At 45.2% G+C, this 21,581-nt stretch carries 24 protein-coding genes; 19 read left to right on the top strand and 5 right to left on the bottom strand.

Translation table 11 applies throughout. The features are described 5' to 3' along the window. The first annotated feature begins 7 nt into the window (after window positions 1–7). The 10 genes from fliJ to flhB all read left to right on the top strand — a co-directional run bounded on the left by fliJ (window position 8) and on the right by flhB (window position 7,931). Window positions 8–454, top strand: coding sequence for a flagellar export protein FliJ (fliJ, locus tag CAG60_RS10255; RefSeq protein ID WP_004394764.1), 447 nt, complete (start codon window positions 8–10; stop codon window positions 452–454). A 215-nt stretch (window positions 455–669) separates the two neighbouring features. Further along, window positions 670–2,424 (top strand): flagellar hook-length control protein FliK, encoded by a 1,755-nt coding sequence (locus tag CAG60_RS10250; protein ID WP_161429718.1) that lies wholly within the window; start codon window positions 670–672, stop codon window positions 2,422–2,424. Between the two features lie 36 nt (window positions 2,425–2,460). Continuing rightward, complete coding sequence (gene fliL, locus CAG60_RS10245) at window positions 2,461–2,958, top strand: flagellar basal body-associated protein FliL (RefSeq protein ID WP_115152657.1); 498 nt, start codon at window positions 2,461–2,463, stop codon at window positions 2,956–2,958. Window positions 2,959–2,966: 8 nt separating this feature from the next. Continuing rightward, entirely contained in the window at window positions 2,967–4,016 is a 1,050-nt protein-coding gene (fliM, locus tag CAG60_RS10240; protein WP_040904139.1) for a flagellar motor switch protein FliM, read from the top strand. Between the two features lie 21 nt (window positions 4,017–4,037). Beyond that, on the top strand, window positions 4,038–4,448 hold the full coding sequence (fliN, locus tag CAG60_RS10235) for a flagellar motor switch protein FliN (RefSeq protein ID WP_004394768.1): 411 nt from the start codon (window positions 4,038–4,040) through the stop codon (window positions 4,446–4,448). Window positions 4,449–4,451: 3 nt separating this feature from the next. Next, window positions 4,452–4,829: a flagellar biosynthetic protein FliO gene (fliO, locus tag CAG60_RS10230; RefSeq protein WP_040904140.1), complete on the top strand. Its 378-nt coding sequence runs from the start codon at window positions 4,452–4,454 to the stop codon at window positions 4,827–4,829. Between the two features lie 43 nt (window positions 4,830–4,872). After that, window positions 4,873–5,718: a flagellar type III secretion system pore protein FliP gene (gene fliP / locus CAG60_RS10225; protein ID WP_443084091.1), complete on the top strand. Its 846-nt coding sequence runs from the start codon at window positions 4,873–4,875 to the stop codon at window positions 5,716–5,718. Between the two features lie 12 nt (window positions 5,719–5,730). Further along, window positions 5,731–6,000, top strand: coding sequence for a flagellar biosynthesis protein FliQ (gene fliQ, locus CAG60_RS10220; protein ID WP_161425031.1), 270 nt, complete (start codon window positions 5,731–5,733; stop codon window positions 5,998–6,000). A gap of 8 nt (window positions 6,001–6,008) precedes the next feature. Then, on the top strand, window positions 6,009–6,791 hold the full coding sequence (gene fliR / locus CAG60_RS10215; RefSeq protein WP_161425030.1) for a flagellar biosynthetic protein FliR: 783 nt from the start codon (window positions 6,009–6,011) through the stop codon (window positions 6,789–6,791). A 9-nt stretch (window positions 6,792–6,800) separates the two neighbouring features. Then, window positions 6,801–7,931 carry a flagellar biosynthesis protein FlhB gene (gene flhB / locus CAG60_RS10210; RefSeq protein WP_161425029.1) on the top strand — a complete coding sequence of 377 codons (1,131 nt, stop codon included), beginning with the start codon at window positions 6,801–6,803 and terminating at the stop codon, window positions 7,929–7,931. Window positions 7,932–7,998: 67 nt separating this feature from the next. On the opposite strand, the gene smrB is transcribed toward flhB, so the two are convergent. Beyond that, a complete protein-coding gene (smrB, locus tag CAG60_RS10205) occupies window positions 7,999–8,553 on the bottom strand; it encodes an endonuclease SmrB (RefSeq protein ID WP_161425028.1) in 555 nt (184 codons plus the stop codon). A gap of 62 nt (window positions 8,554–8,615) precedes the next feature. On the opposite strand from smrB, the gene prmB reads away from it, so the two are divergent. Next, window positions 8,616–9,548, top strand: a complete 933-nt coding sequence (gene prmB, locus CAG60_RS10200; RefSeq protein ID WP_040904141.1) for a 50S ribosomal protein L3 N(5)-glutamine methyltransferase — start codon at window positions 8,616–8,618, stop codon at window positions 9,546–9,548. 428 nt (window positions 9,549–9,976) lie between these two features. Beyond that, window positions 9,977–11,062, top strand: coding sequence for a chorismate synthase (gene aroC, locus CAG60_RS10195; RefSeq protein ID WP_161438870.1), 1,086 nt, complete (start codon window positions 9,977–9,979; stop codon window positions 11,060–11,062). Window positions 11,063–11,160: 98 nt separating this feature from the next. On the opposite strand, the gene CAG60_RS10190 is transcribed toward aroC, so the two are convergent. Then, the gene (locus tag CAG60_RS10190) at window positions 11,161–11,787 is read right to left on the bottom strand and encodes a trimeric intracellular cation channel family protein (protein WP_004394777.1); all 627 of its coding nucleotides are present in this window, start codon (window positions 11,785–11,787) and stop codon (window positions 11,161–11,163) included. A 198-nt stretch (window positions 11,788–11,985) separates the two neighbouring features. On the opposite strand from CAG60_RS10190, the gene CAG60_RS10185 reads away from it, so the two are divergent. The 3 genes from CAG60_RS10185 to CAG60_RS10175 all read left to right on the top strand — a co-directional run bounded on the left by CAG60_RS10185 (window position 11,986) and on the right by CAG60_RS10175 (window position 13,427). Further along, entirely contained in the window at window positions 11,986–12,516 is a 531-nt protein-coding gene (locus tag CAG60_RS10185) for an elongation factor P hydroxylase (RefSeq protein WP_161438869.1), read from the top strand. Window positions 12,517–12,526: 10 nt separating this feature from the next. Further along, complete coding sequence (locus CAG60_RS10180; protein ID WP_004394778.1) at window positions 12,527–12,784, top strand: YfcL family protein; 258 nt, start codon at window positions 12,527–12,529, stop codon at window positions 12,782–12,784. 118 nt (window positions 12,785–12,902) lie between these two features. Beyond that, on the top strand, window positions 12,903–13,427 hold the full coding sequence (locus tag CAG60_RS10175) for an NADPH-dependent FMN reductase (RefSeq protein WP_004394779.1): 525 nt from the start codon (window positions 12,903–12,905) through the stop codon (window positions 13,425–13,427). 107 nt (window positions 13,428–13,534) lie between these two features. Here the strand turns inward: CAG60_RS10175 and mnmC are convergent, their stop codons facing one another. Beyond that, window positions 13,535–15,559: a bifunctional tRNA (5-methylaminomethyl-2-thiouridine)(34)-methyltransferase MnmD/FAD-dependent 5-carboxymethylaminomethyl-2-thiouridine(34) oxidoreductase MnmC gene (gene mnmC / locus CAG60_RS10170; protein ID WP_161438868.1), complete on the bottom strand. Its 2,025-nt coding sequence runs from the start codon at window positions 15,557–15,559 to the stop codon at window positions 13,535–13,537. Between the two features lie 126 nt (window positions 15,560–15,685). On the opposite strand from mnmC, the gene fabB reads away from it, so the two are divergent. The 3 genes from fabB (at window position 15,686) to CAG60_RS10155 (ending at window position 19,307) form a co-directional block, all read left to right on the top strand. Then, window positions 15,686–16,897, top strand: a complete 1,212-nt coding sequence (fabB, locus tag CAG60_RS10165) for a beta-ketoacyl-ACP synthase I (RefSeq protein WP_154170458.1) — start codon at window positions 15,686–15,688, stop codon at window positions 16,895–16,897. Window positions 16,898–17,164: 267 nt separating this feature from the next. After that, entirely contained in the window at window positions 17,165–18,310 is a 1,146-nt protein-coding gene (locus CAG60_RS10160) for a 4-phosphoerythronate dehydrogenase (protein ID WP_161438867.1), read from the top strand. Beyond that, window positions 18,294–19,307, top strand: coding sequence for an aspartate-semialdehyde dehydrogenase (locus CAG60_RS10155; RefSeq protein ID WP_154170462.1), 1,014 nt, complete (start codon window positions 18,294–18,296; stop codon window positions 19,305–19,307). Before CAG60_RS10160 ends, CAG60_RS10155 begins: the two co-directional genes overlap by 17 nt. 77 nt (window positions 19,308–19,384) lie before the next feature. Here the strand turns inward: CAG60_RS10155 and fcrX are convergent, their stop codons facing one another. After that, window positions 19,385–19,831: a ferric iron uptake transcriptional regulator FcrX gene (fcrX, locus tag CAG60_RS10150; protein ID WP_004394784.1), complete on the bottom strand. Its 447-nt coding sequence runs from the start codon at window positions 19,829–19,831 to the stop codon at window positions 19,385–19,387. A gap of 256 nt (window positions 19,832–20,087) precedes the next feature. Here fcrX and CAG60_RS10145 point away from each other — a divergent pair, with 256 nt between their 5' ends. After that, entirely contained in the window at window positions 20,088–20,597 is a 510-nt protein-coding gene (locus CAG60_RS10145) for a DUF4442 domain-containing protein (RefSeq protein ID WP_040904148.1), read from the top strand. A 6-nt stretch (window positions 20,598–20,603) separates the two neighbouring features. Here CAG60_RS10145 and CAG60_RS10140 read toward each other — a convergent pair whose 3' ends face one another. After that, a complete protein-coding gene (locus CAG60_RS10140; protein ID WP_161438866.1) occupies window positions 20,604–21,488 on the bottom strand; it encodes a LysR family transcriptional regulator in 885 nt (294 codons plus the stop codon). Window positions 21,489–21,581 lie beyond the last annotated feature (93 nt).

The following is a 21,581-nucleotide window of genomic DNA, read 5'->3' as shown; positions in this document are numbered from 1 at the left end:
TCTTGCTATGGACAATGCGTTGGAATTTTTATTAGACCAAGCCAAAGAGAAAGAAAGCCAAGCAATAATGGTATTGAGTAAGGCTCGTAATGAGCTTGAAGGTTACTATCAACAATTAAAGCAAATTGAGCAGTATCGACTTGAATATTGCCAACAGCTTGTCGAGCGGGGTCAAGCGGGATTGTCCGCCAGTCAATATGGTCATTTAAACCGATTTCTTACTCAGCTTGATGAAACCCTAGCTAAACAACGTGGCGCAGAAAACCATTTTAAGCAGCAAGTTGAGAATAGTCAGCAACATTGGTTACATATTCGGCAGCAACGTCGTTCATACGAATGGTTAATTGACAAAAAACGCACGGAGCAACGGCGCATTCAAGAGCGAAGAGAACAAAAGCAAATGGATGAATTTTCGACGCTCAATTTTAATCGTCAACGGAATATTCCTAAGTAATTATCCCGTTCAGATTGTTCTTTGTCTGACCGCGATACTGGTGCTTGGTGCTTCTAAACTTTATCCGTTCCAATACTTTATCCATTCCAATAAATAGATCTCATTGTGGCGTAGTTTTTGCATTCATTTAGGCACAGAATCCGATCATCTCATGCTACACACGATAACTATCGCGCGTGGCTTTATGATTCAGTATCAATGCGAGCGATGTGCCTATGAATATTAATTCAACTTCTTCTGTCGATAACACTTCTATTGCCAATTTGGCAAAAGGCTCCGTTGGGCAAAGTGGTCAAGATTCAGCAAGCGCTGAGCCAAGCAGTTTTCTCGATAAGTTAACCGCACTGCTGTTTAGCGCCAAAAGTGATACTCAAACGGCTAAGCACAATGAGGCTTCGATAGCGACGGTAGTATCGAGTGATGAAACTAGCTCTGAACTTTCAGCATCAGAACCCTCTGATGAACGACAGACTTTCGCCGAGTCTGATTCTGAGCACACGGCTTCATTTGACGCCGCTGTCGATGTTGGCCTCACACGTGCAATCGCTGAACCTCAATCTGAACCGCTCCTGGAGAATAAAAGCACGCAAGTGATGAATGAAGGCGATGACTTGCTGGTACGTTTACAGCAGGCTAATCAGGTGCTCACTGGGCATAACGGCAAGCCTTTGCCTCATAGTCTCTCCGCTAAGCATGACGATGCTGAGATAGCAGTACCGGTTGTTGCTGACCAATACTCGCACTCAGATGACTGGACATCACCAATACAAACTCAGGTGATGTATGGCGCGAGCACTTTAGACAATAGCACTCGTCATCAATATGGCGATGATGGTGAGAATGAGCGGAACAACACAGTCGTATCTCATCGGGTCACTGAACTTGAGACTGATCTCGCGTCAATGGTTGCTCATCCAGAATTGACGGAGCGAGACGCTATCAGTAATACAGCGTTAACGACCGATATTCATCTTCCAATCGATAGTCAACCCACTTTATTAACCGATGAACTTGATATCGATCCGAGCTTGGTTACTCAAGCCACCCATCTCTCGGCGAACCCACATAGTCAATCTTCTTCTGGATCAATTGATGGAGATCTCTCTAAAGTTGAAGGTCATATAGAGCTTCAAGATGGGCAACGTACCAAAAAAGCGGTTGCGGTCGGGGTCTCTGCGGCATTGGCGACACAGTCCGCTGCTGCTTCTCCTGTTGGAGCATCTCAAACAATAGCTGCTCCTGTTAGTACAGCGATGAGCAACGCTACTTCACTGGATGCTGAGATGAGTAGTACAACGGCCGTTAATCGAGCGGCTGGTCAAGCGATGGCTCAGCCAGATTTAGTAAATACTCAAGCGGCTAACGCCGCCTTAGCGAGTTCAATGTTGCTTGCCGGAGCAGCAGGAAAAACGCGTTCGGCGAGTGATAGCGATGATACCTCATTAGCTCAACAAATAGCGGCAACCGCGACCCAGTCTGGGGTAAGTAGCTCGACACCATTGCGTCATGAAGCGACGCCGATTCAAGCTCAACCACTGCCTTTGATGCTCAATAAAGGATTGGTTGCGGATGAGATGGCTGAGCGGATCCAAATGATGATGTCGAAGAATTTAAAAAATATTGATATCCGGTTGGATCCGCCAGAGTTAGGCCGATTGCATATTCGTATGAATATGCACGCTGATGGAGCTAGTATTCAATTTACGGTAACCAATGCTCAAGCACGAGATGCTTTAGAGGGCGCGATGCCTCGTTTAAGGGAAATGTTAGCCCAACAAGGTGTACAATTGGCGGATACATCAGTACAACAGCAGAGCTCGGGTCAGCAACAAGGTTATGCTGCTGAGCGAGGCCAGTCTGGTCATTTAAGTAACGATGATACGCTATTAGGCGATGAAAACATTGATGCTAACGTCAAACTTGATTTGAATGTGACAACAAAGCGTGATGGAATCAGTTATTACGCTTAAACTAATAAAAATAAACAAAACCACGTAGAGGATGTTATGGCTGCTGATGAAAATTCACAAGATGCACCGAAGAGTAAAAAGAAACTGCTGATCATTATTGTTGCGGCGGCGGTTTTGCTGTTAGGTGGCGGCGGTGCAGCGTTCTTTTTAATGGGATCTGGCAGTGATCAGCAAAGTGCCGATACAGCGAATCGCCGAGCGGCACCTAGCGTTGCTCCAGTTTCTTACGTTAACATTGCTCAGCCGTTTGTGTTTAATGTCAGTGGTGATACTCGGGGACGTATGGTCCAAGTTAAAGTCCAACTGATGGTTCGTGGTACTAATAACGAAAATCTAGCTCGTTTTCACTCCCCGTTAGTAGAAAGTACCTTATTGGCGACGTTTGCTTCAGCGACGGTTGAACAACTGCGTACTCCATCGGGGCGGGTTGAATTACGAGATAAAGCCACCGAAGATATTAAAGCCGCCATGACACAAGTGGTGGGAGAACCCGTTATTGAACGCGTTTTATTTACCGATTTTGTAATGCAGTAGGTGAGTCCGTGACCGATTTACTAAGCCAAGACGAAATTGATGCGCTCCTTCATGGCGTTGATGGAGTGGATGACGAAGAAGAAGAGTTAGATTCGTCGACTGCCTCTTCATTTGATTTTTCGTCACAAGATCGTATCGTTCGTGGACGAATGCCGACGCTTGAGCTGATTAATGAACGCTTTGCACGGCATATGAGGATTAGTCTGTTTAATATGCTGCGTAAAACCGCCGAAGTTTCGATTAACGGCGTACAGATGATGAAGTTTGGTGAATACCAAAATACACTATACGTTCCGACCAGTCTTAACATGGTGCGTTTTCGTCCATTAAAGGGGACAGCGCTGGTGACAATGGAAGCGCGACTGGTATTTATTCTGGTTGAAAACTTTTTTGGTGGTGATGGCCGCTATCATGCGCGAATTGAAGGTCGAGAATTTACACCAACCGAACGACGAGTTATCCAATTATTGTTGAAAATCGTTTTTGCCGATTATAAAGAAGCATGGTCACCAGTAATGGGGGTCGAGTTTGAATACTTAGACTCGGAAGTGAATCCGAGTATGGCGAACATCGTCAGTCCAACCGAGGTAATCGTTGTCTGTTCATTCCATATTGAAGTGGATGGTGGAGGCGGTGATTTCCATATGGTCATGCCTTATTCGATGGTTGAACCGATTCGAGAATTGCTCGATGCAGGGGTTCAATCGGATAAAATGGAAACCGATGTTCGCTGGAGCTCAGCACTACGCGACGAAATTATGGACGTGCCGATTAATTTTCGAGTCAATTTATTAGAGCAAGACATCGCACTGCGAGATCTAATGGATTTGCAGGTTGGCGATATTATCCCGATAAAAATGCCAGAACATGCCATTATGTTTGTCGAAGAGCTACCCACTTATCGCGTTAAAATGGGACGCTCAGGTGACAAACTCGCGGTGCAAATTTCGCAAAAAATCAAACGTCCTGAAGCAATGAAAACCGATTTGGCCTTTTTAGGTAAAGATATCATTGCTGAATTAGAAAATGACGAATTAGCCGATGAAGAACAATCTTAAGCGTAAGAATAGGTAGCAAAGATGTCAAAATCAGATGATCAAAAATTGGCAGATGAATGGGCGGCAGCATTGGGCGAAGATCCGAATGCTCCTGATGTTGATGTCGATGAAATATTAGCAGCCCCATTGGATGAATTAAAAGATACTTCACCGCCGATCACTGAAGATGAGCGGCGTAAGTTAGATACTATCATGGATATTCCGGTGACCATTTCGATGGAAGTGGGCCGATCTAAAATTAGTATTCGTAACTTGTTGCAATTAAACCAAGGTTCAGTCGTGGAATTGGATAGAATTGCCGGAGAATCACTTGATGTTATGGTCAATGGAACCTTAATTGCTCATGGTGAAGTCGTTGTCGTCAATGATAAGTTCGGTATCCGTCTCACGGATGTTATTAGTCAAACAGAACGGATTAAGAAGCTGAGATAGCGGATGAAAAAAATCTTAGGGCTAGCCTTGCTCAGTTGCCCAGCTTTTGCCGCTCCCAGCAGTTCGTTGGATATAGCGACCACCTTAGGGTCGCTTTTATTCGTCCTGGGTTTTATTCTGTTTCTAGCTTGGTTACTTAAACGGATGAAAGTCCCGGTTTTTGGTCAGCAAAAAGGATTTCAGATCATTCGCCAGCTTCCGGTTGGGACCAAAGAACGAATCATGATAGTCCAAGCAGGGGAGGAGCAGTTTTTGATTGGGGTGACCAGTCATTCGATCCAATTGATTGCTAAATTAGACTCACCATTAACTCAGGAGGCGCAAGATCCAACGCCTTTTGCTCATCAATTGACGCAGCTGCTAAAAAAACATGACAAATAATCGCCAATATCACCGACTCACCCATTTACTCTGTAAAGCAATGATGCTGCTCAGTTTACTTATCTGGGCGTTTTCCTCCCCACTTTATGCTCAGCAAGAGCTTGCTACGGCCATTCCTCCCACTGCTGCTGGTGCGCAAGGTGTTACCGTGTCAGCAATGGAGAGGGAACAAGCGGGTTCAAGGAGTTTAGCCTTATCCAGCCGTAGTGGCGGCGGTGGGATCCCCGCATTCACGATGACCACGAATGCGGATGGTGGTGAAGATTATTCGATTAATCTACAAATTCTCGCTTTAATGACCATGCTGGGTTTTTTACCAGCCATGGTTATTTTAATGACGTCATTTACGCGCATTGTTGTCGTGATGTCGATTTTGCGTCAGGCGATGGGCTTGCAGCAAACTCCCTCGAATCAGGTCATTATTGGTATTGCGATTTTTTTAACGTTTTTCATTATGTCGCCAGTGCTCAATCAAATCAATGAACAAGCCGTACAGCCTTATCTTAATGAGCAGATCAGCGCTCGGCAGGCATTTGATTTGGCCCAAGATCCGATGAAATCTTTTATGCTTAAACAAACGCGACTCAAAGATTTAGAGACGTTTGTAAACATTGCCGGTTCGAATGCGCAAAATCCGGAAGATGTCTCGATGGCGATTCTTATTCCTGCGTTTATTACCTCTGAATTGAAAACGGCATTCCAAATCGGTTTTATGCTCTTTTTGCCTTTTCTTATTATTGATTTAGTGGTGGCTTCGGTATTAATGGCGATGGGTATGATGATGTTGTCCCCGATGATCGTTTCCTTACCCTTTAAGCTGATGTTATTTGTCTTAGTTGATGGATGGAACTTAATTTTATCGACCTTGGCGGGCAGTTTTGCTTTATAGCGGGAGAGACAAATGACACCTGAGCTGTTTGTTGAATTATTCAATGAAGCATTATGGTTAGTGCTGATCATGGTTTGCGCCATCATTGTACCTAGCCTAATGATTGGTTTAGTTGTGGCGGTATTTCAAGCTGCAACCTCAATCAACGAACAGACATTAAGCTTTTTACCACGTCTGATTGTGACTTTATTGGCATTAATGATGTTTGCTCATTGGATGACTCAAATGTTGATGGAGTTTTTCTTCGCCATGATTGAGCGCTTGCCACAAGTCTTATTTTAGGAGCTGCGATGGAATACCCAGCCAGTGTAGTCCTAGATTTTATTGCACACTACTTTTGGCCCTTTACACGTATTTCAGCCATGTTGATGGTGATGACCGTCACTGGCGCGCGATTTGTGTCGCCGCGTATTCGCCTGTATCTTGGTTTAGCGATCACACTCGCCGTAATGCCAGCTGTGCCAGCGATTGCCGATGATTTGCAACTCCTCTCGTTTCAAGGTTTTTTAACCACACTAGAACAAATCATTATTGGTGTGGCGATGGGGATGGTGACTCAGTTTTTAATTCAAACCTTTGTTATCCTTGGTCAAATACTCGGTATGCAAGCCAGTTTGGGGTTTGCTTCTATGGTTGATCCTGCTAATGGACAGAACACGCCGCTGTTAGGCCAATTGTTTATGTTTTTAGCAACGATGTTTTTTTTGGCGACGGATGGCCATTTAACCATGATTCAGTTGGTGGTGCTGAGCTTCACCAGTTTACCGATTGGCGCAGGATCGCTGACTAATGTCGATTATTATGAGCTCTCCCAATGGTTAGGGATTATGTTTAAAGTGGCGTTGAGTATGTCACTTTCGGGGATCATTGCGTTATTAACCGTTAACCTTTCCTTTGGGGTAATGACTCGGGCTGCACCACAATTGAATATCTTTTCTCTAGGTTTTTCTTTTGCACTTTTGGTTGGTTTATTGATTTGTTGGTATATCGTTAGCGGTTTATTTACGCACTATGATCTGTTTTGGGCAGAGGGTGAGCAGCAACTGTGTCGTTTGATCCGCTTGAACTGTTAGGAGAAACCCGTGGCAGAGTCTGATGGACAAGAAAGAACCGAAGAGGCCACCCCCAGGCGCTTGCAACAAGCCAAAGAAAAAGGGCAGGTTGCAAGGTCGAAAGAGTTAGCGTCGGTATCGGTATTAATCATTGGTTCGGTAGCCCTAATGTGGTTTGGCGAAATGTTAGCCAGTCGCTTGTATACCACGATGGGACGGTTGTTTTCTCTGAGTCGTGAAGAGATTTTTGATAGCAGCAAACTGTTCGATATTATTGCTGGTACGCTGACCCATTTAATTTTCCCACTACTACTGATCCTCATTACCTTATTTGTGGCTGCGCTGATCGGGGCTGCTGGTATTGGCGGGGTTAGTTTTTCTGCTGAAGCGGCAAGACCTAAACTTTCTAAAATGAACCCACTTAGTGGTTTTAAACGTATGTTTGGTGTAGAAAGTCTTGTGGAGTTATGTAAATCAATTTTAAAGGTATTGTTAATTTCTGGTGTGGCTTTTTATCTGATTGACGCCTCAAAACATGATCTTTTTCAACTCAGTATTGATGTTTACCCACAGAATATTTTCCATGCTTTAGAAATTCTACTCAATTTTATTTTGTTGATCAGCTGTTCACTGCTGGTAGTCGTCGCGATTGATGTGCCTTTTCAGATTTGGAATCATGCTGAACAACTGAAAATGACCAAGCAAGAGATTAAAGACGAATACAAAGATACGGAAGGTAAACCTGAAGTCAAAGGTCGGATTCGGATGTTGCAGCGTGAAGCGGCACAACGCAGGATGATGGCCGATGTCCCTCAAGCGGACGTCATTATCACCAACCCCGATCACTTTTCAGTAGCGCTACGTTATAAGCAAGGAACGGATAAAGCTCCCATTGTGGTTGCCAAAGGCGGCGATTTTCTGGCCCTTAAAATCCGTGAAATTGCCCGTGAGCACGAGATTATAATTGTTGCCGCTCCTCCGCTAGCGCGGGCGCTTTACTACACCACAGAGCTAGAGCAGGAAATTCCAGATGGTTTATTTGTGGCCGTCGCTCAGGTATTGGCTTATGTGTTCCAAATTAAGCAATATCGCCGCAAAGGAGGTCAGCGCCCAGTGTTGAAAACGCAAGAGTTGCCAATACCACCAGACATGCGCTACTAACGCAGACTCTCTCTCGTTGAGCCGTATTATTGCCAGTGGTTCCGTGTTATTCCAGACCAATACCGCATTACTTATCGAGAATCGACAATAAGATCAACAGAGCACCATTGCCACCAAACTCTAATGGCGCTTGATGAAAAGCGAGGACATCTGGATGTTGAGCCAACCACAAAGGCACTTTCTGTTTAAGAATATGTTTACCAATCCCATGTTGTACGCAAGCACAGTGAACCTTTTCTTTTAGGCAATAAGCAATCATTGCACCGAGTTCTCGTTTGGCTTCCTGTTGAGTCATACCATGCATATCGAGAAACACGTCCGGCGAATACACACCGCGGCGCAGTTTTTTAACTTCATACTTAGAGATATCACTCCGAGCATAACGGGTTGGCCCTTCATCACTAAGTAGTGGCACAAACTCATCGGAAAAATAAAAATGGGTATCACTGGCTTCTCGTGAGTGACGGCGAATTTCTTTTTGCTTGGGATTTCTGTTTGGCGATTGGGTTATGGTATCCTGAGATAACTTTTTTACGCCTTTTACTGCCTCGTGAAACAGAGCAAAATCATCATTCGCATCGAGATCATGACAGTGACTGATGTCGGTGTTTTTTTTGTTCATGAAAGTTAAATTATCAGTTATTTTCGGTATTGGCAGTATTGTAGCGCTTTTCGGAGGCAATTTTGGATAAGATTTTTGTAGATGAGGCGGTTTCTGAACTGCATACCCTTCAGGACATGATCCGTTGGACGGTGAGTCGTTTCAATGCGGCACAGTTATTTTATGGTCACGGAACCGATAATGCATGGGATGAAGCCGTTCAGTTAATCTTACCGACACTCTATTTACCGATTGACGTTCCGCCTCATGTACTGAATTCCCGTTTAACGGGCAGTGAGCGATTACGTGTGGTGGAGCGAGTCATTAAGCGGATTAATGAGCGCACGCCTATTGCTTATTTAACCAATAAAGCGTGGTTTTGTGGTCTAGAGTTTTTCGTTGATGAGCGAGTCTTAGTGCCTCGTTCACCGATTGGTGAATTGATTCAAGCGCAATTTTCACCTTGGTTACTTGATGAGCCGACTCGGATTATGGATTTATGTACAGGCAGTGGTTGTATTGCAATTGCTTGTGCCTATGCTTTCCCTGAAGCTGAAGTGGATGCGATTGATATTTCAGCTGACGCTTTGCAGGTGGCTGAGCAAAATATTCAAGATCACGGTTTAGAGCAGCAAGTGTTCCCGATTCGCTCCGATTTATTTCGCGATTTACCGAAAGAGCAATACGACATTATTGTTACTAATCCTCCTTATGTCGATCAAGAGGATATGAACAGTTTACCCGATGAGTTCAAGCATGAGCCAGAGTTAGGGCTTGCGGCGGGAACGGATGGTTTAAAACTCGCACGACGCATTTTAGCTAATGCGCCTCACTATCTAACGGATAATGGGATTTTAGTTTGTGAAGTGGGTAACTCAATGATCCACTTGGTGGATCAGTACCCTAATATTCCGTTTACTTGGTTAGAATTTGAAAATGGTGGCCATGGCGTCTTCTTACTCACTAAGCAGCAGTTGCTTGATTGTGCAGAAGAATTCTCACTGTATCGTGATTAACCCAGCTGAGATTAAAGCTTAATCATTTTTCATTAATCATGATCTCTCTACGCCGACGCGATGTCGGCGTTTTTTATGGATGGTAGCGCGGAGTGAAATCGTATGTCTGTGGTGCTTTTTATGACATCAGCGAGGGGCAAAGCCGCATTTTAAGGAAAACGTCAGTCGGGACTTTACATCATTGGCTAATCAAGCGAGTATGATTTCATGATTAACAAAAGCTCCTTCCTTGATGAGATGATCCCCAAGCGATTGGGCGTGGTAGGTAGGCGGCCGGTGAGCGACTCCCTATGAGCATAGGTAACGATGCGATTGGGGGCGAACGTAGCCAACACCACTGTAGCTTCAAGTAGCAAAGGGATAGCTAGGAATAAGGATGCTGGTAAGTCAATACGGATTTACTTATTGATGGGAAGTTTGAGGAAAACATGGCAGGAAACAGTATTGGACAACATTTTCGAGTCACCACTTTTGGCGAAAGTCATGGTGTCGCATTAGGGTGTATCATCGATGGTTGCCCTCCTGGTCTAGAAATCAGTGTGGCTGATTTACAAGTGGATTTGGATCGCCGTCGTCCGGGTACATCGCGCTATACTACTCAGCGCCGTGAAGCGGATGAAGTGAAAATTCTTTCTGGTATTTTTGAAGGTAAAACGACAGGGACTTCTATCGGCTTATTGATTGAAAATACCGATCAGCGTTCGACCGATTATTCAGATATCAAAGATAAGTTTCGCCCCGGACATGCGGATTATACCTACCATCAAAAGTATGGTGTTCGTGACTATCGTGGTGGTGGTCGTTCATCGGCACGCGAGACAGCGATGCGTGTGGCGGCTGGTGGTATTGCGAAAAAATACCTGCAACAAGAATTTGGTATTGAGATCCGTGCTTATCTTGCCCAAATGGGTGATATTGCGATTGAAAAAGTGGATTGGAATGAAATTGAAAACAATGCCTTTTTTTGTCCTGATATCGATAAAGTCGCTCAGTTTGATCAATTAATCCGCGATTTAAAAAAGCAAGGTGATTCGATTGGTGCCAAAATTCAAGTCGTGGCAACCAAAGTACCCGTAGGCTTAGGTGAACCGGTATTTGATCGACTCGATGCGGATATTGCTCATGCACTGATGAGCATTAATGCGGTTAAAGGGGTAGAGATTGGCGACGGCTTTGATGTGGTGCGCCAAAAAGGCAGCGAACATCGTGATTTGCTCACTCCAGACGGCTTTGCAAGCAATCATGCCGGGGGGATTTTGGGCGGAATTTCTTCAGGGCAAGACATTGTTGCCAATATCGCCTTAAAGCCGACGTCGAGTATTACCGTGCCTGGACAAACCATTACCCGTCAAGGTGAGCCAACGGAGCTTATCACCAAAGGGCGACACGACCCTTGCGTGGGTATTCGCGCGGTACCGATTGCTGAGGCGATGTTAGCCATTGTGCTGATGGATCACTTGCTGCGTCATCGTGGTCAAAATCAATCAGTACACACTGAAACGCCTATTTTATAATGCTAATCGACACACTCAGCGCCCGTTACAGGGCACTGAGTGTTGTGAGTTATTGACCAACAACGGGTTCAGGTGTTCTGGCTCTTAAATTATGGTAATTAGTGCAGCGGTTTATCGGTTTCAACTAAATGGAATGATGGTAAGCGCCATTTAAAACGCACCGCGGCCATGCGCAGAAGATAACCGACCACTAACGTTGCAATGGTATTGGTTGTCTCACTGATGCCAAGTTCTAATAAGGTGAGATAAAGCCCTGATGCAATCAACGCTACAGAAGCGTAAAGCTCATCATGCAGTACCAGTGGTGGTTGGCGGCAGATTAAATCACGCAACAAGCCACCAAATACCCCAGTGACTAAGGCCGCGACCATACAGATCATCACATGATGCCCCATTTCTAAGGCGACTTTGGTGCCGATAATGCTAAACACGATCAATCCTAACGCGTCCAAGCGAATAAATAGCCCTTTGAGTTTAATCACCCAACGATAAATCCCAGTGGTTAATACACCGGCTAAGCAAGTAATCGCCAGATACTCAGGATTTTTTACCCAGCCAAGCGGATAATGACCGAGAAGAATATCACGCACCGTGCCACCACCAATCGCCGTTGCGCTTGCCACTAGCATAACGCCAAACCAATCCATTTTCCGACGACCAGCACTAAGAGCTCCGGTCATTGCTTCTGCTGTGATGCCAATAATGTATAGAACGCTAAGTAGCATAGTTAACCTTATTACGTATTGATTACTTGAGCCGAAAAAGGCGCAAGTGTAGAGCGAATCGAGCAGTTTGACGAATGAGTTTTTATAGGGCGAAAAGGGCAGCCAGATTACTTAATCTAATAATTTTGTTTGAACGCTTTACCCTAAAGGAAAAAATCGCGAGAATGCTGGCCATTAAGCCGACGAGAGTAGCTGTTGATGACGCATCAGTATCAAGATTTAATCGCTATTTTTAATCAAACTTTTTTTACCGACTACCAGACTCAACTTGAGCTAGGCGGTGACGAACCCGTATATTTACCCGCCGATGAACAGACGCCATATCATCGGATCATTTTTGCGCGCGGGTTTTATGCGTCGGCACTGCACGAGATCGCTCATTGGTGCGTTGCTGGGCCTGAGCGCCGCTTACTAGAAGATTTTGGCTATTGGTATGAGCCGGATGGTCGTTCAGCGCAAGTACAAGCGGAGTTTGAGCGGGTAGAAGTAAGGCCGCAGGCTTATGAGTGGATTTTAGCGCAAAGCGCAGGATTCCCCTTTACGGTAAGCTGTGACAACCTACATGGTGATCATGAGCCTGATAGGTTGGTGTTTATGCACAAGGTTCATCAACAAGTGTTGGGGATACTAAAAACTGGTTTGCCTCCTCGAGTGGCGCGATTATCACATGCTTTACGGGCGTTTTATCACACTCCGCCGTTGAGCGCTGATCAATTTATAGTGAAATAATGAGAAGACGATGATTATTGAATTTGAAGAACAATTATTGGACCGGATTGATGCCCGTATTGAGTCGGCGTCTGATGATGAGTTATTTGCTGGTGGTTATTTACGCGGGCATATTTCTTTATCGGCCGCGGCTTGTGAAGAGCAAGGTATTGATGATATTGAGCGATTAAAAGCACGTATTGAGCAAAGTCTTGAAGAAGCACGTTCGGAGCTGACACCTGCTGACCGGGCGATCGTTTATGCGTTATGGCGTGAATTGAGTGCTTGATATTCTTGATGAGAGTTCTTATTCGGAAAATTTGAATATCATCGTATAATTTTTGTAGTTGCGATAACAATGACCAATGTTTACTCTGTGCTTATTATATAAACCATGAGGTTATCCTATGAAAGTTATCGCATTTGGCGCGAGCACCAGCTCTCAATCTATCAATCAAGCGCTAGCCACTTACGCGGCAAAGCAAATTGAGGGTGCGCAAGTTACCGTATTGAATATTAATGATTATTCTGTACCGATGTTCAGCGAAGATCGAGAGAAAGAGCTAGGGCAAGCGGAAGGCGCACAAGCCTTTTTACGTGATTTAGCGCAAGCCGATGCCTTTGTGATTTCTTTTGCTGAGCATAATGGACATTATCCTGCCGCTTATAAAAATTTGTTCGACTGGACTACTCGTATTGATCGTGAGCTGTTTAAAGGTAAGCCAGCGGTGTATCTTGCTACGTCACCAGGCCCCGGTGGTGCTCAGTCGGTGCTAGCCGCCGCCGTTGCCTCAGCGCCATTTTTCGGTGGTAATGTTAAAGGCTCGCTTTCTGTCCCTAGCTTTTATGATAATTTCGACTTGGCAGCCGGTGAAGTGACCAACTCAGAGATTGCCGAAAAAATTAAAGCTACAGTAGCATTACTAGGTTAAGTTTTTTCGTATCCGTTGTATTCATGAAGCCTCGCTTATCCAGCGAGGCTTCATGATTTTAAGGGCGCAAAAATCGGCTTCAGGCGCTGAAACCGCAGCGTATAAAGTTAAGCCCCTTTTTCTGTGATTGCCTTACCTTTCTTTAATTTACGTACCCACATCCGGCTCGGATGCAGAGAGGCTAGCACATCGACAGGCAAAGGCAGTGGTTCACCGCAGATCTGCGCGGCCAAGACTTCGGCCATCAGTGGTGCAGAGCTCAAACCTCGGGAACCTAAACCCAGTAAAGCGTACAATTGAGGGTATTGGCTAATGGTTGGGATTTGATGCTCTCTTTTTTGTGGCAAATCTGCGTATTGCTCAATGATTGCATCACGTCGTCCCACATTACCCACAAAAGGCAAATGATCGCGACTGACACAGCGAACCCCTTGACGAGATTGGTTGTCTGATGTGTCCACCGCCATCGGCCAAGTTTGATTCGCTAGGCAACGGGTTAAACGCGCACTATTTTCTTGCTGTGCTTTGGCATCGAAGGTTTGGTCAAGGTGCTGTCTATCGTAACTGGCACCAATACAATGGGTGCCATGACGCGGGCTGCTTGGGGTCATGTAGCCGTCATAGCACAGTACTGAACGCAGCGCTTGTAAAGTGTGATTGGTCGGCGCATGACTGACTTGGCCTTTGACTTTGCCTAGTGGTAAATGCTCAGTTTGAGCAAAGGCATCAAATTGATGGCCATTAGCGATCACCACACATTGATGCTGAAACGGCTGACCTTGAGCATTCAATTGCCACGTCCTCGTTTCGGCTTGCCAGGCTAACGAGTCAATCGCTTGTTGATAATGGGCGGTAACTGATCCTTTGCTGACTAAATCGGCTAACAGTGCTTGAGTGAGCTCTACCGGGCATAACCATCCACCCAGTGGATAATGGATGCTCGGCATATCCACCGCAAGGCCAATGTGCTGGCTGGTTTGTTCTGCAGTGAGATAATGCACGAGTTCGCTTGGGAATTCACCTTGGGTAAGACGCGTTAATTTATCGGTGGATTTTTCATCCCACATTAACTGAGTCACGCCACACCAATCGTATTCAAAATTGACTTGCTGAGCGAGACGTTGCACAAATTGACGAGTAAACAGAAACGCTGGCGCAAAGACGCGGGACACATTGCTATGTTGACCATTTAATAGCGGATAAATGGCTCCCTGTCGATTGCCAGAAGCCCCCTGCGCGGGCGCTTTATCGGCGCAATATAAGGTCACAGAAATGCCGCGTCGAGTTAAGGCATGGGCGAGCGCGGCGCTGGCAATACCACCGCCGATGATCGCCACATCGTGGACAGATTCTGTCGCTTCAATCTGATAATAAGGTTTAATATTGCGGTATGGTTTTTTATGCTCAATCCTTCCGGCGAGCATTTCTCGCTTGGTGCCAAACCCTTTGACCTTCTTCATCGTAAAGCCAGCTTGATTGAGCCCTCGGCGAACGAATCCTGCGGCGGTAAAGGTAGAGCAGGTACAATTTTCTTTAGCCAATTGGCTCATGCCATCAAATAAAGCTTGGCTCCACATGTCTGGGTTTTTACTGGGCGCGAAGCCATCGAGAAACCACGCATCAACCAAGCCACGTTCGGAAACGGCTACTTGAGGTAAGCTGGTTTTGATATCGCCAAACCACAAGTCTAAAATAATCGCCCCATCCGCCAAAATAATTCGATGGCATTCAGGTAGTGCCAAAGGATAGGCTTGATGCAACTGCTCGGCGTAGTGAGCGAGCTCTGGCCAAGCTTGATGTGCTTTGATCAGATCGCTTTTATTGAGTGGATATTTTTCAAAGCTGATAAAGTGCAAGGTCTTAATGGTTGCATCAGGATTTTGGTGGCGAAACTGGTCAAAACATTGCCACGTAGCGAGAAAATTGAGTCCAGTGCCAAAACCCGTTTCAGCAATCACAAAATGGCGTTGGTCATATTCTCGCCATCTTTGTGGGAGATGATTCTGATTGAGAAAGACGTAGCGTGTCTCTTCTAAGCCATTGGCATTGGAAAAATAGACGTCGTCAAATTGGTCTGAGACCGGCGTTCCGGCGTCATTCCACGCCAATTGTGCGTGAGTAATGGAAGTCATAAGCGATGATTTCTAGCAAATAAGGCATTTATAGAGCAAGATTGTACGGATTTATAGGAAAGCTGACCACTTCTGTTACTTATCTTGGTTATCATTTAGCGGAATTTTGAATTATAGGAATGTCACATGAAACGAGTCGTCATCACCGGGATGGGAATTATTTCCAGTATCGGTAACAACGTCCAAGAAGTTTTAGCGTCTCTTAAAGCCGGCAAATCAGGCATCACTGCTTCCGAGCAATTTAAAGAGCAGGGGCTACGTTCACAAGTTTGGGGTGATTTAAAGATAAACCCTGCTGAGCATATTGATCGCAAACAGATGCGTTTTATGGGCGATGCGGCGGCTTATGCTTATCTTTCTATGGAGCAAGCGATTGCTGATGCTGGATTGACGCCTGAGCAAGTGTCGAATGACCGTACCGGCATCATTGCGGGTTCTGGCGGTGCATCTTCACTTAACCAATCCATTGCCGTGGATACGCTACGTGAGAAAGGCGTTAAGCGTATTGGGCCGTATATGGTGCCTCGTACCATGTCTTCCACGGTGTCGGCTTGTTTGGCTACACCGTTTAAAATTCGTGGCGTTAACTATTCGATTAGCTCAGCCTGTGCGACTTCAGCACACTGTATTGGTAACGCGATGGAGCTGATTCAACTCGGCAAACAAGACATTGTGTTTGCTGGTGGCGGTGAAGAACTGGATTGGACATTGACGATGATGTTTGATGCCATGGGCGCGTTATCCACCAAATACAATGACACACCAGAGAAAGCGTCTCGCACCTATGACGCTGATCGCGATGGTTTTGTGATTTCAGGCGGCGGCGGCATGCTGGTGATTGAAGAGTTAGAGCATGCTTTGGCACGCGGTGCAAAAATTTATGGTGAGATTGTTGGCTATGGTGCTACCTCAGACGGTTACGATATGGTTGCGCCATCTGGTGAGGGTGCGGCTCGTTGTATGCGAATGGCGATGCAAAATGTCGATAGTGTTGATTATGTCAACACCCATGGTACGTCAACACCAGTCGGTGATGTAAAAGAACTGGGGGCGATTCAAGAAATTTTTGGCGGTAATAGCCCTGCTATTTCTGCGACTAAAGCCATGACTGGTCACGCATTAGGCGCAGCAGGGGTTCATGAAGCGATTTATTCGACCTTGATGCTGCATCATAATTTTATCGCACCGAGTATTAATATTGATACTCTGGATCCGGCTGCAGAGGGGCTAGATATTGTCACGCAACCACGTGAACAAGAGCTCAATAGCGTTATGTCAAACAGTTTTGGCTTTGGTGGTACCAACGCCACATTGGTGATCAAAAAGTACCAAGCATAATCACCACTTAAGGTGAACCGTTTCCAGAGCCGATCGGCGTAGCCGATCACACAGACGCAGACTCTGTCCTATTGAGAGCAGGACGAGATCCTTTTGTTCTGGGTATTTGCCCGGTAGCCTTTGGCTCCGGGTATTTTTATGCTCGACACACAGAATGCTTTTCTGCACAATGCCCAACAAAATACCCATCACGTGTTGGCAAATAAGACCCCCATGGTTTTTGGCCTATCATGATCCTAAAGACAACCCAATAGTGTGAATTCGGCTATGAAAATCTTGATCGACGAAAATATGCCTTACGCTGAGCAGCTGTTTAGTCAGCTCGGTGAGGTAATTCTTAAACCAGGTCGCACATTAACCGCTGACGATTTGATCGACATTGATGCGTTAATGATTCGTTCGGTGACAAAAGTAGATGCTGCTCTATTAAGTAAAGCGAATCGATTGGCTTTTGTCGGTACGGCAACGGCTGGAATGGATCACGTTGATCAAGCGCTATTGGCTGAGCGAGGGATATTTTTTACCGCAGCGCCAGGCTGCAATAAAGTCGGCGTTGCAGAGTATGTGTTTAGTGTTTTAATGGTGCTTTCTCAGCAGCAAGGTTTCTCTATTTTTGATAAAACGATTGGTATTATTGGTGCAGGCCAAGTCGGTAGCTACTTAGCCCATTGTTTGACTGGGTTAGGACTCAACGTTTTGATCAATGATCCACCCAAGCAAGCACAAGGGGATACGCGAGCATTTACACCACTGGAGCAACTATTAACTGAAGCGGATGTGATTACTTTGCATACGCCGATCACCCAGCAAGGTGAGTGGCCTACTCACCATTTAATTAATGAGCAGGTGTTGGCTGGTTTACGAGGTGATCAAATTTTGATTAATGCCGCGCGAGGTCCAGTCGTCGACAATGACGCATTAAAAGCTCGTTTACGACAAGGCGATGGTTTTACCGCGGCCTTAGACGTGTTCGAATTTGAACCGCAGGTGGATTTAGAGCTCCTGCCGTTGTTAGCGTTTGCGACGCCTCATGTTGCTGGTTATGGCTTGGAAGGGAAAGCACGCGGTACCACCATGGTGTTTAACCAATACTGTGAGTTTTTAGGTCAAGCGCATTGGGCTAATCCATCCAGTTTATTGCCGACGGCTCCTGTACCTGAAGTGGTTCTGAATCGTGCTTGGGATGAAGCAACGTTGCTCAACTTAACGCAACTTATTTATGATGTTCGACGAGACGATGCTTTGTTTCGTCGTCAAATACATCAACCTGACGCGTTTGATAAAATGCGCAAACAGTATTGGGATAGGCGTGAATATAGCGCAATTAAGCTAGTGGGTGAGGCATCGTGTCAATTAGAACCGCTAGCGCAACTCGGATTTACAATAGAGGTTACAAATGAGCCAAGAATTTAATGTTGCGATTTTCGGTGCAACGGGTGCGGTCGGTGAAACCATGCTGGAAGTATTGCAAGAGCGTAAATTTCCTGTTGGTGAACTTTTTTTACTCGCGAGTGAACGTAGTGAAGGGAAAACCTATCGCTTTAATGGAAAAACCGTACGAGTACAAAATGTTGAAGAGTTTGATTGGTCCTCGGTGCATATTGCGCTTTTTTCGGCAGGTGGTGAGCTTTCTGCTCATTGGGCACCGATCGCTGCCGAGGCGGGCGTAATCGTTATAGATAACACCTCTCATTTTCGTTATGACTACGATATCCCTTTAGTGGTTCCAGAAGTCAATCCACAGGCGATTGCCGAGTTTCGTAACCGCAACATCATTGCTAACCCAAATTGTTCCACCATTCAAATGTTGGTGGCGTTAAAACCCATTTATGATGCGGTTGGGATCGAGCGTATTAATGTCACGACTTACCAGTCTGTATCTGGAGCCGGTAAAGCAGGAATTGATGAGCTAGCAGGACAAACTGCAAAACTACTGAGTGGCATTCCAGCTGAGACGCATGCTTTTAGTCAGCAAATTGCCTTTAACTGTATCCCGCAAATCGATCAGTTTATGGATAATGGTTACACTAAAGAAGAGATGAAGATGGTATGGGAAACCCAAAAAATCTTCAATGATCCTTCGATCATGGTTAATCCAACCTGTGTTCGCGTTCCTGTATTTTATGGTCATGCCGAAGCATTGCATATTGAGACTCGTAGCCCAATTGATGCCGAGCAAGTCATCAGCTTATTGGAACAAACGGCAGGGATTGAAGTTTTCCAAGGGCAAGACTACCCGACTCAGGTGCGTGATTCCGGTGGTAAAGATACGGTGTTGGTTGGACGCATCCGTAATGATATTAGCCATCATAGCGGAATTAATTTGTGGGTGGTGGCAGACAATGTTCGTAAAGGGGCGGCAACCAACGCGGTACAGATTGCGGAAGTGTTGATCCGAGATTATCTGTAAATAGTCGCGGCGTTATCGATACCCTCGTCGATATTGAGTGAACAAAAAACCACCTCGCGGTGGTTTTTTCGGTTATCTTATCGAGCTTTATGCGCGGAAGGATTGTTTTTGCAACCGCCATCAGCACATTTGCCATAAAGATATAAACTGTGATTAGTTAGCTGAACATTGTAACGCGCAGCGATCTCTTTTTGACGCTGTTCGATTACCTCGTCAGAAAACTCAATCACTTCACCACAATCAAGACAGACGAGATGGTCATGATGGTGTTGGGTTGAGAGTTCGAAAACTGATTTTCCACCTTCAAAATGATGACGAGTCACGATACCAGCGTCATCAAATTGGTTCAACACGCGATAAACGGTCGCAAGGCCGATCTCTTCACCGAGATCAATCAGCTTTTTGTACAGCTCCTCAGCACTAATATGTTGGCACTCAGGCTGCTGCAATACTTCTAAAATCTTTAGCCGTGGAAGGGTTACTTTAAGACCTGCATCCTTTAGCGCTTGGTTATTGTCTGACATATACTTTCCCGTTGATGATCTGCAGTCGTAAACAGAGGTCAATGTTGTTCCACATTATAGGCCACTCGATTAAAACAATAAACCACGAACTTCAAAGGGTTACTGTAATTACTACAAAATCGAGTTTCATCACGGAGAAATCTGATCTGACCAGTTACAATTATGCAACATTAACTTGTGTGTAGCTTCGCTGAGTGAGGTGCTCATTGAGCATCACGATCAGTGAAGATGAGATAGAGTCTAAGGCACGGATAGCATGAATAAAACACTTGAGAAGTTGTATAAACCTAATATTGTGAAGTGGGCATTAAATAGTTGGCCACCTTTTTGGGGATCTGGGATAAAAATCGAGTCAATCAGCGAAGACTTTCGCGAAGCTAGATTGCGTTTAAAGCTTCGTTGGTGGAACAAAAATGCCAATCGTTCCCAATATGGTGGCAGCATCTTCTCTTTAACGGATCCCGTATATTCATTGATGCTGATGGGGATTTTAGGTCGTCAGTATTATGTGTGGGATAAAGAAGCGAGCATTAATTTTATTAAGCCGGGACACAGTGATTTGTATGCTGAGTTTTTGATTTCTCAAGCTCAACTGGATGCGATATTAGTGGCGACGGCAAATGGTGATAAATGCTTTCCTGAATTTATTATTCACGTCAAAGATAAACAGGGTGATGTGGTTTCTGAAGTGCATCGTAAGTTGTATGTCCGTAAAAAGCCTAAGTATCGTCAAGAGAGTGATTATCAAACCGATAACGCTGCATAATGGTGTTCAACGAGACGATGGATGAGTATGACAAAGTTGTATCCAAGCTTCTGCAGTGCGAGAGACGTAACGTTCACTATGCCAAATAACACTTAATGTCCAGTCAATACTAGGATTGAGCGGCTTAATTAAGACGCCTTCATTTTGGATTCTTAAGCAGAGTGGTTCGGGTAAAAAGGCCACTCCGATACCACTTTTTACAAGCGCAACGAGAAAATCCCATTGGCTACTTCGCGCCGCAATTTGTGGGGTAAATCCATGCGCTAGACATTGCTTATGCACATAGTCACTAAGAGTAAACTCTTCAGTGTAAAGATAAAAAGGCGCTTCTTTGAGTGATGGCCAATCAATCGTTGTCAGGGCAGTCCAAGGCATGGTTTGCGGTAACACAGCATAAATTGGGTAACTGTCTAATACTAAAGTGCTGAGATGTTGCTCTGCGTGGCGCGATAGCATAGTAATGGCAACATCCAATTCTCCATCAAGTACCGCTTGTTCTATTTTTCTCCCGCCATACTCGACGATCGTCATTTCTACGGCTGGGTAGGTTTGTCGATATTGTCTAATCAAGCCAGCATAAAGATGCCCCACCATAGGAGGAATGCCTAGCCGCAGTTGCCCTCCTTGGAGTTGGTGCAGATCGATCAGTTCAGCTTCTAGCTGAGTAAAGTGGGTCAAAATCTCTTGTGCACGTAAATACACAATGTGTCCTGCATCGGTTAGCCAAAATCGATGGCCTTGACGATGGAGTAATGGCTGCCCGATCTCTTGTTCAAGGCTACGGATCATTTTGCTGATCGTCGGTTGGGTAACAAAAAGTTTCTCCGAGGCACGGGTAAAGCTCTGTTGATTGATGAGTTCAACAAAATAGCGTAGGGCTTTAATATCCATAAGAAAGTGATTCTCTGTGTTAATTGATTCCATATTGGCATAATTTTTATAATAAAAATTCATTTTATGAAATTTTAATGCTCTCTATACTGT

This window comes from Vibrio sp. V33_P6A3T137 (assembly GCF_009904835.1).
Classification (GTDB): domain Bacteria; phylum Pseudomonadota; class Gammaproteobacteria; order Enterobacterales; family Vibrionaceae; genus Vibrio; species Vibrio metschnikovii.
Note: the sequence above shows the minus strand (reverse complement) of the source record. Positions and strands in the feature narration are given on the sequence as shown.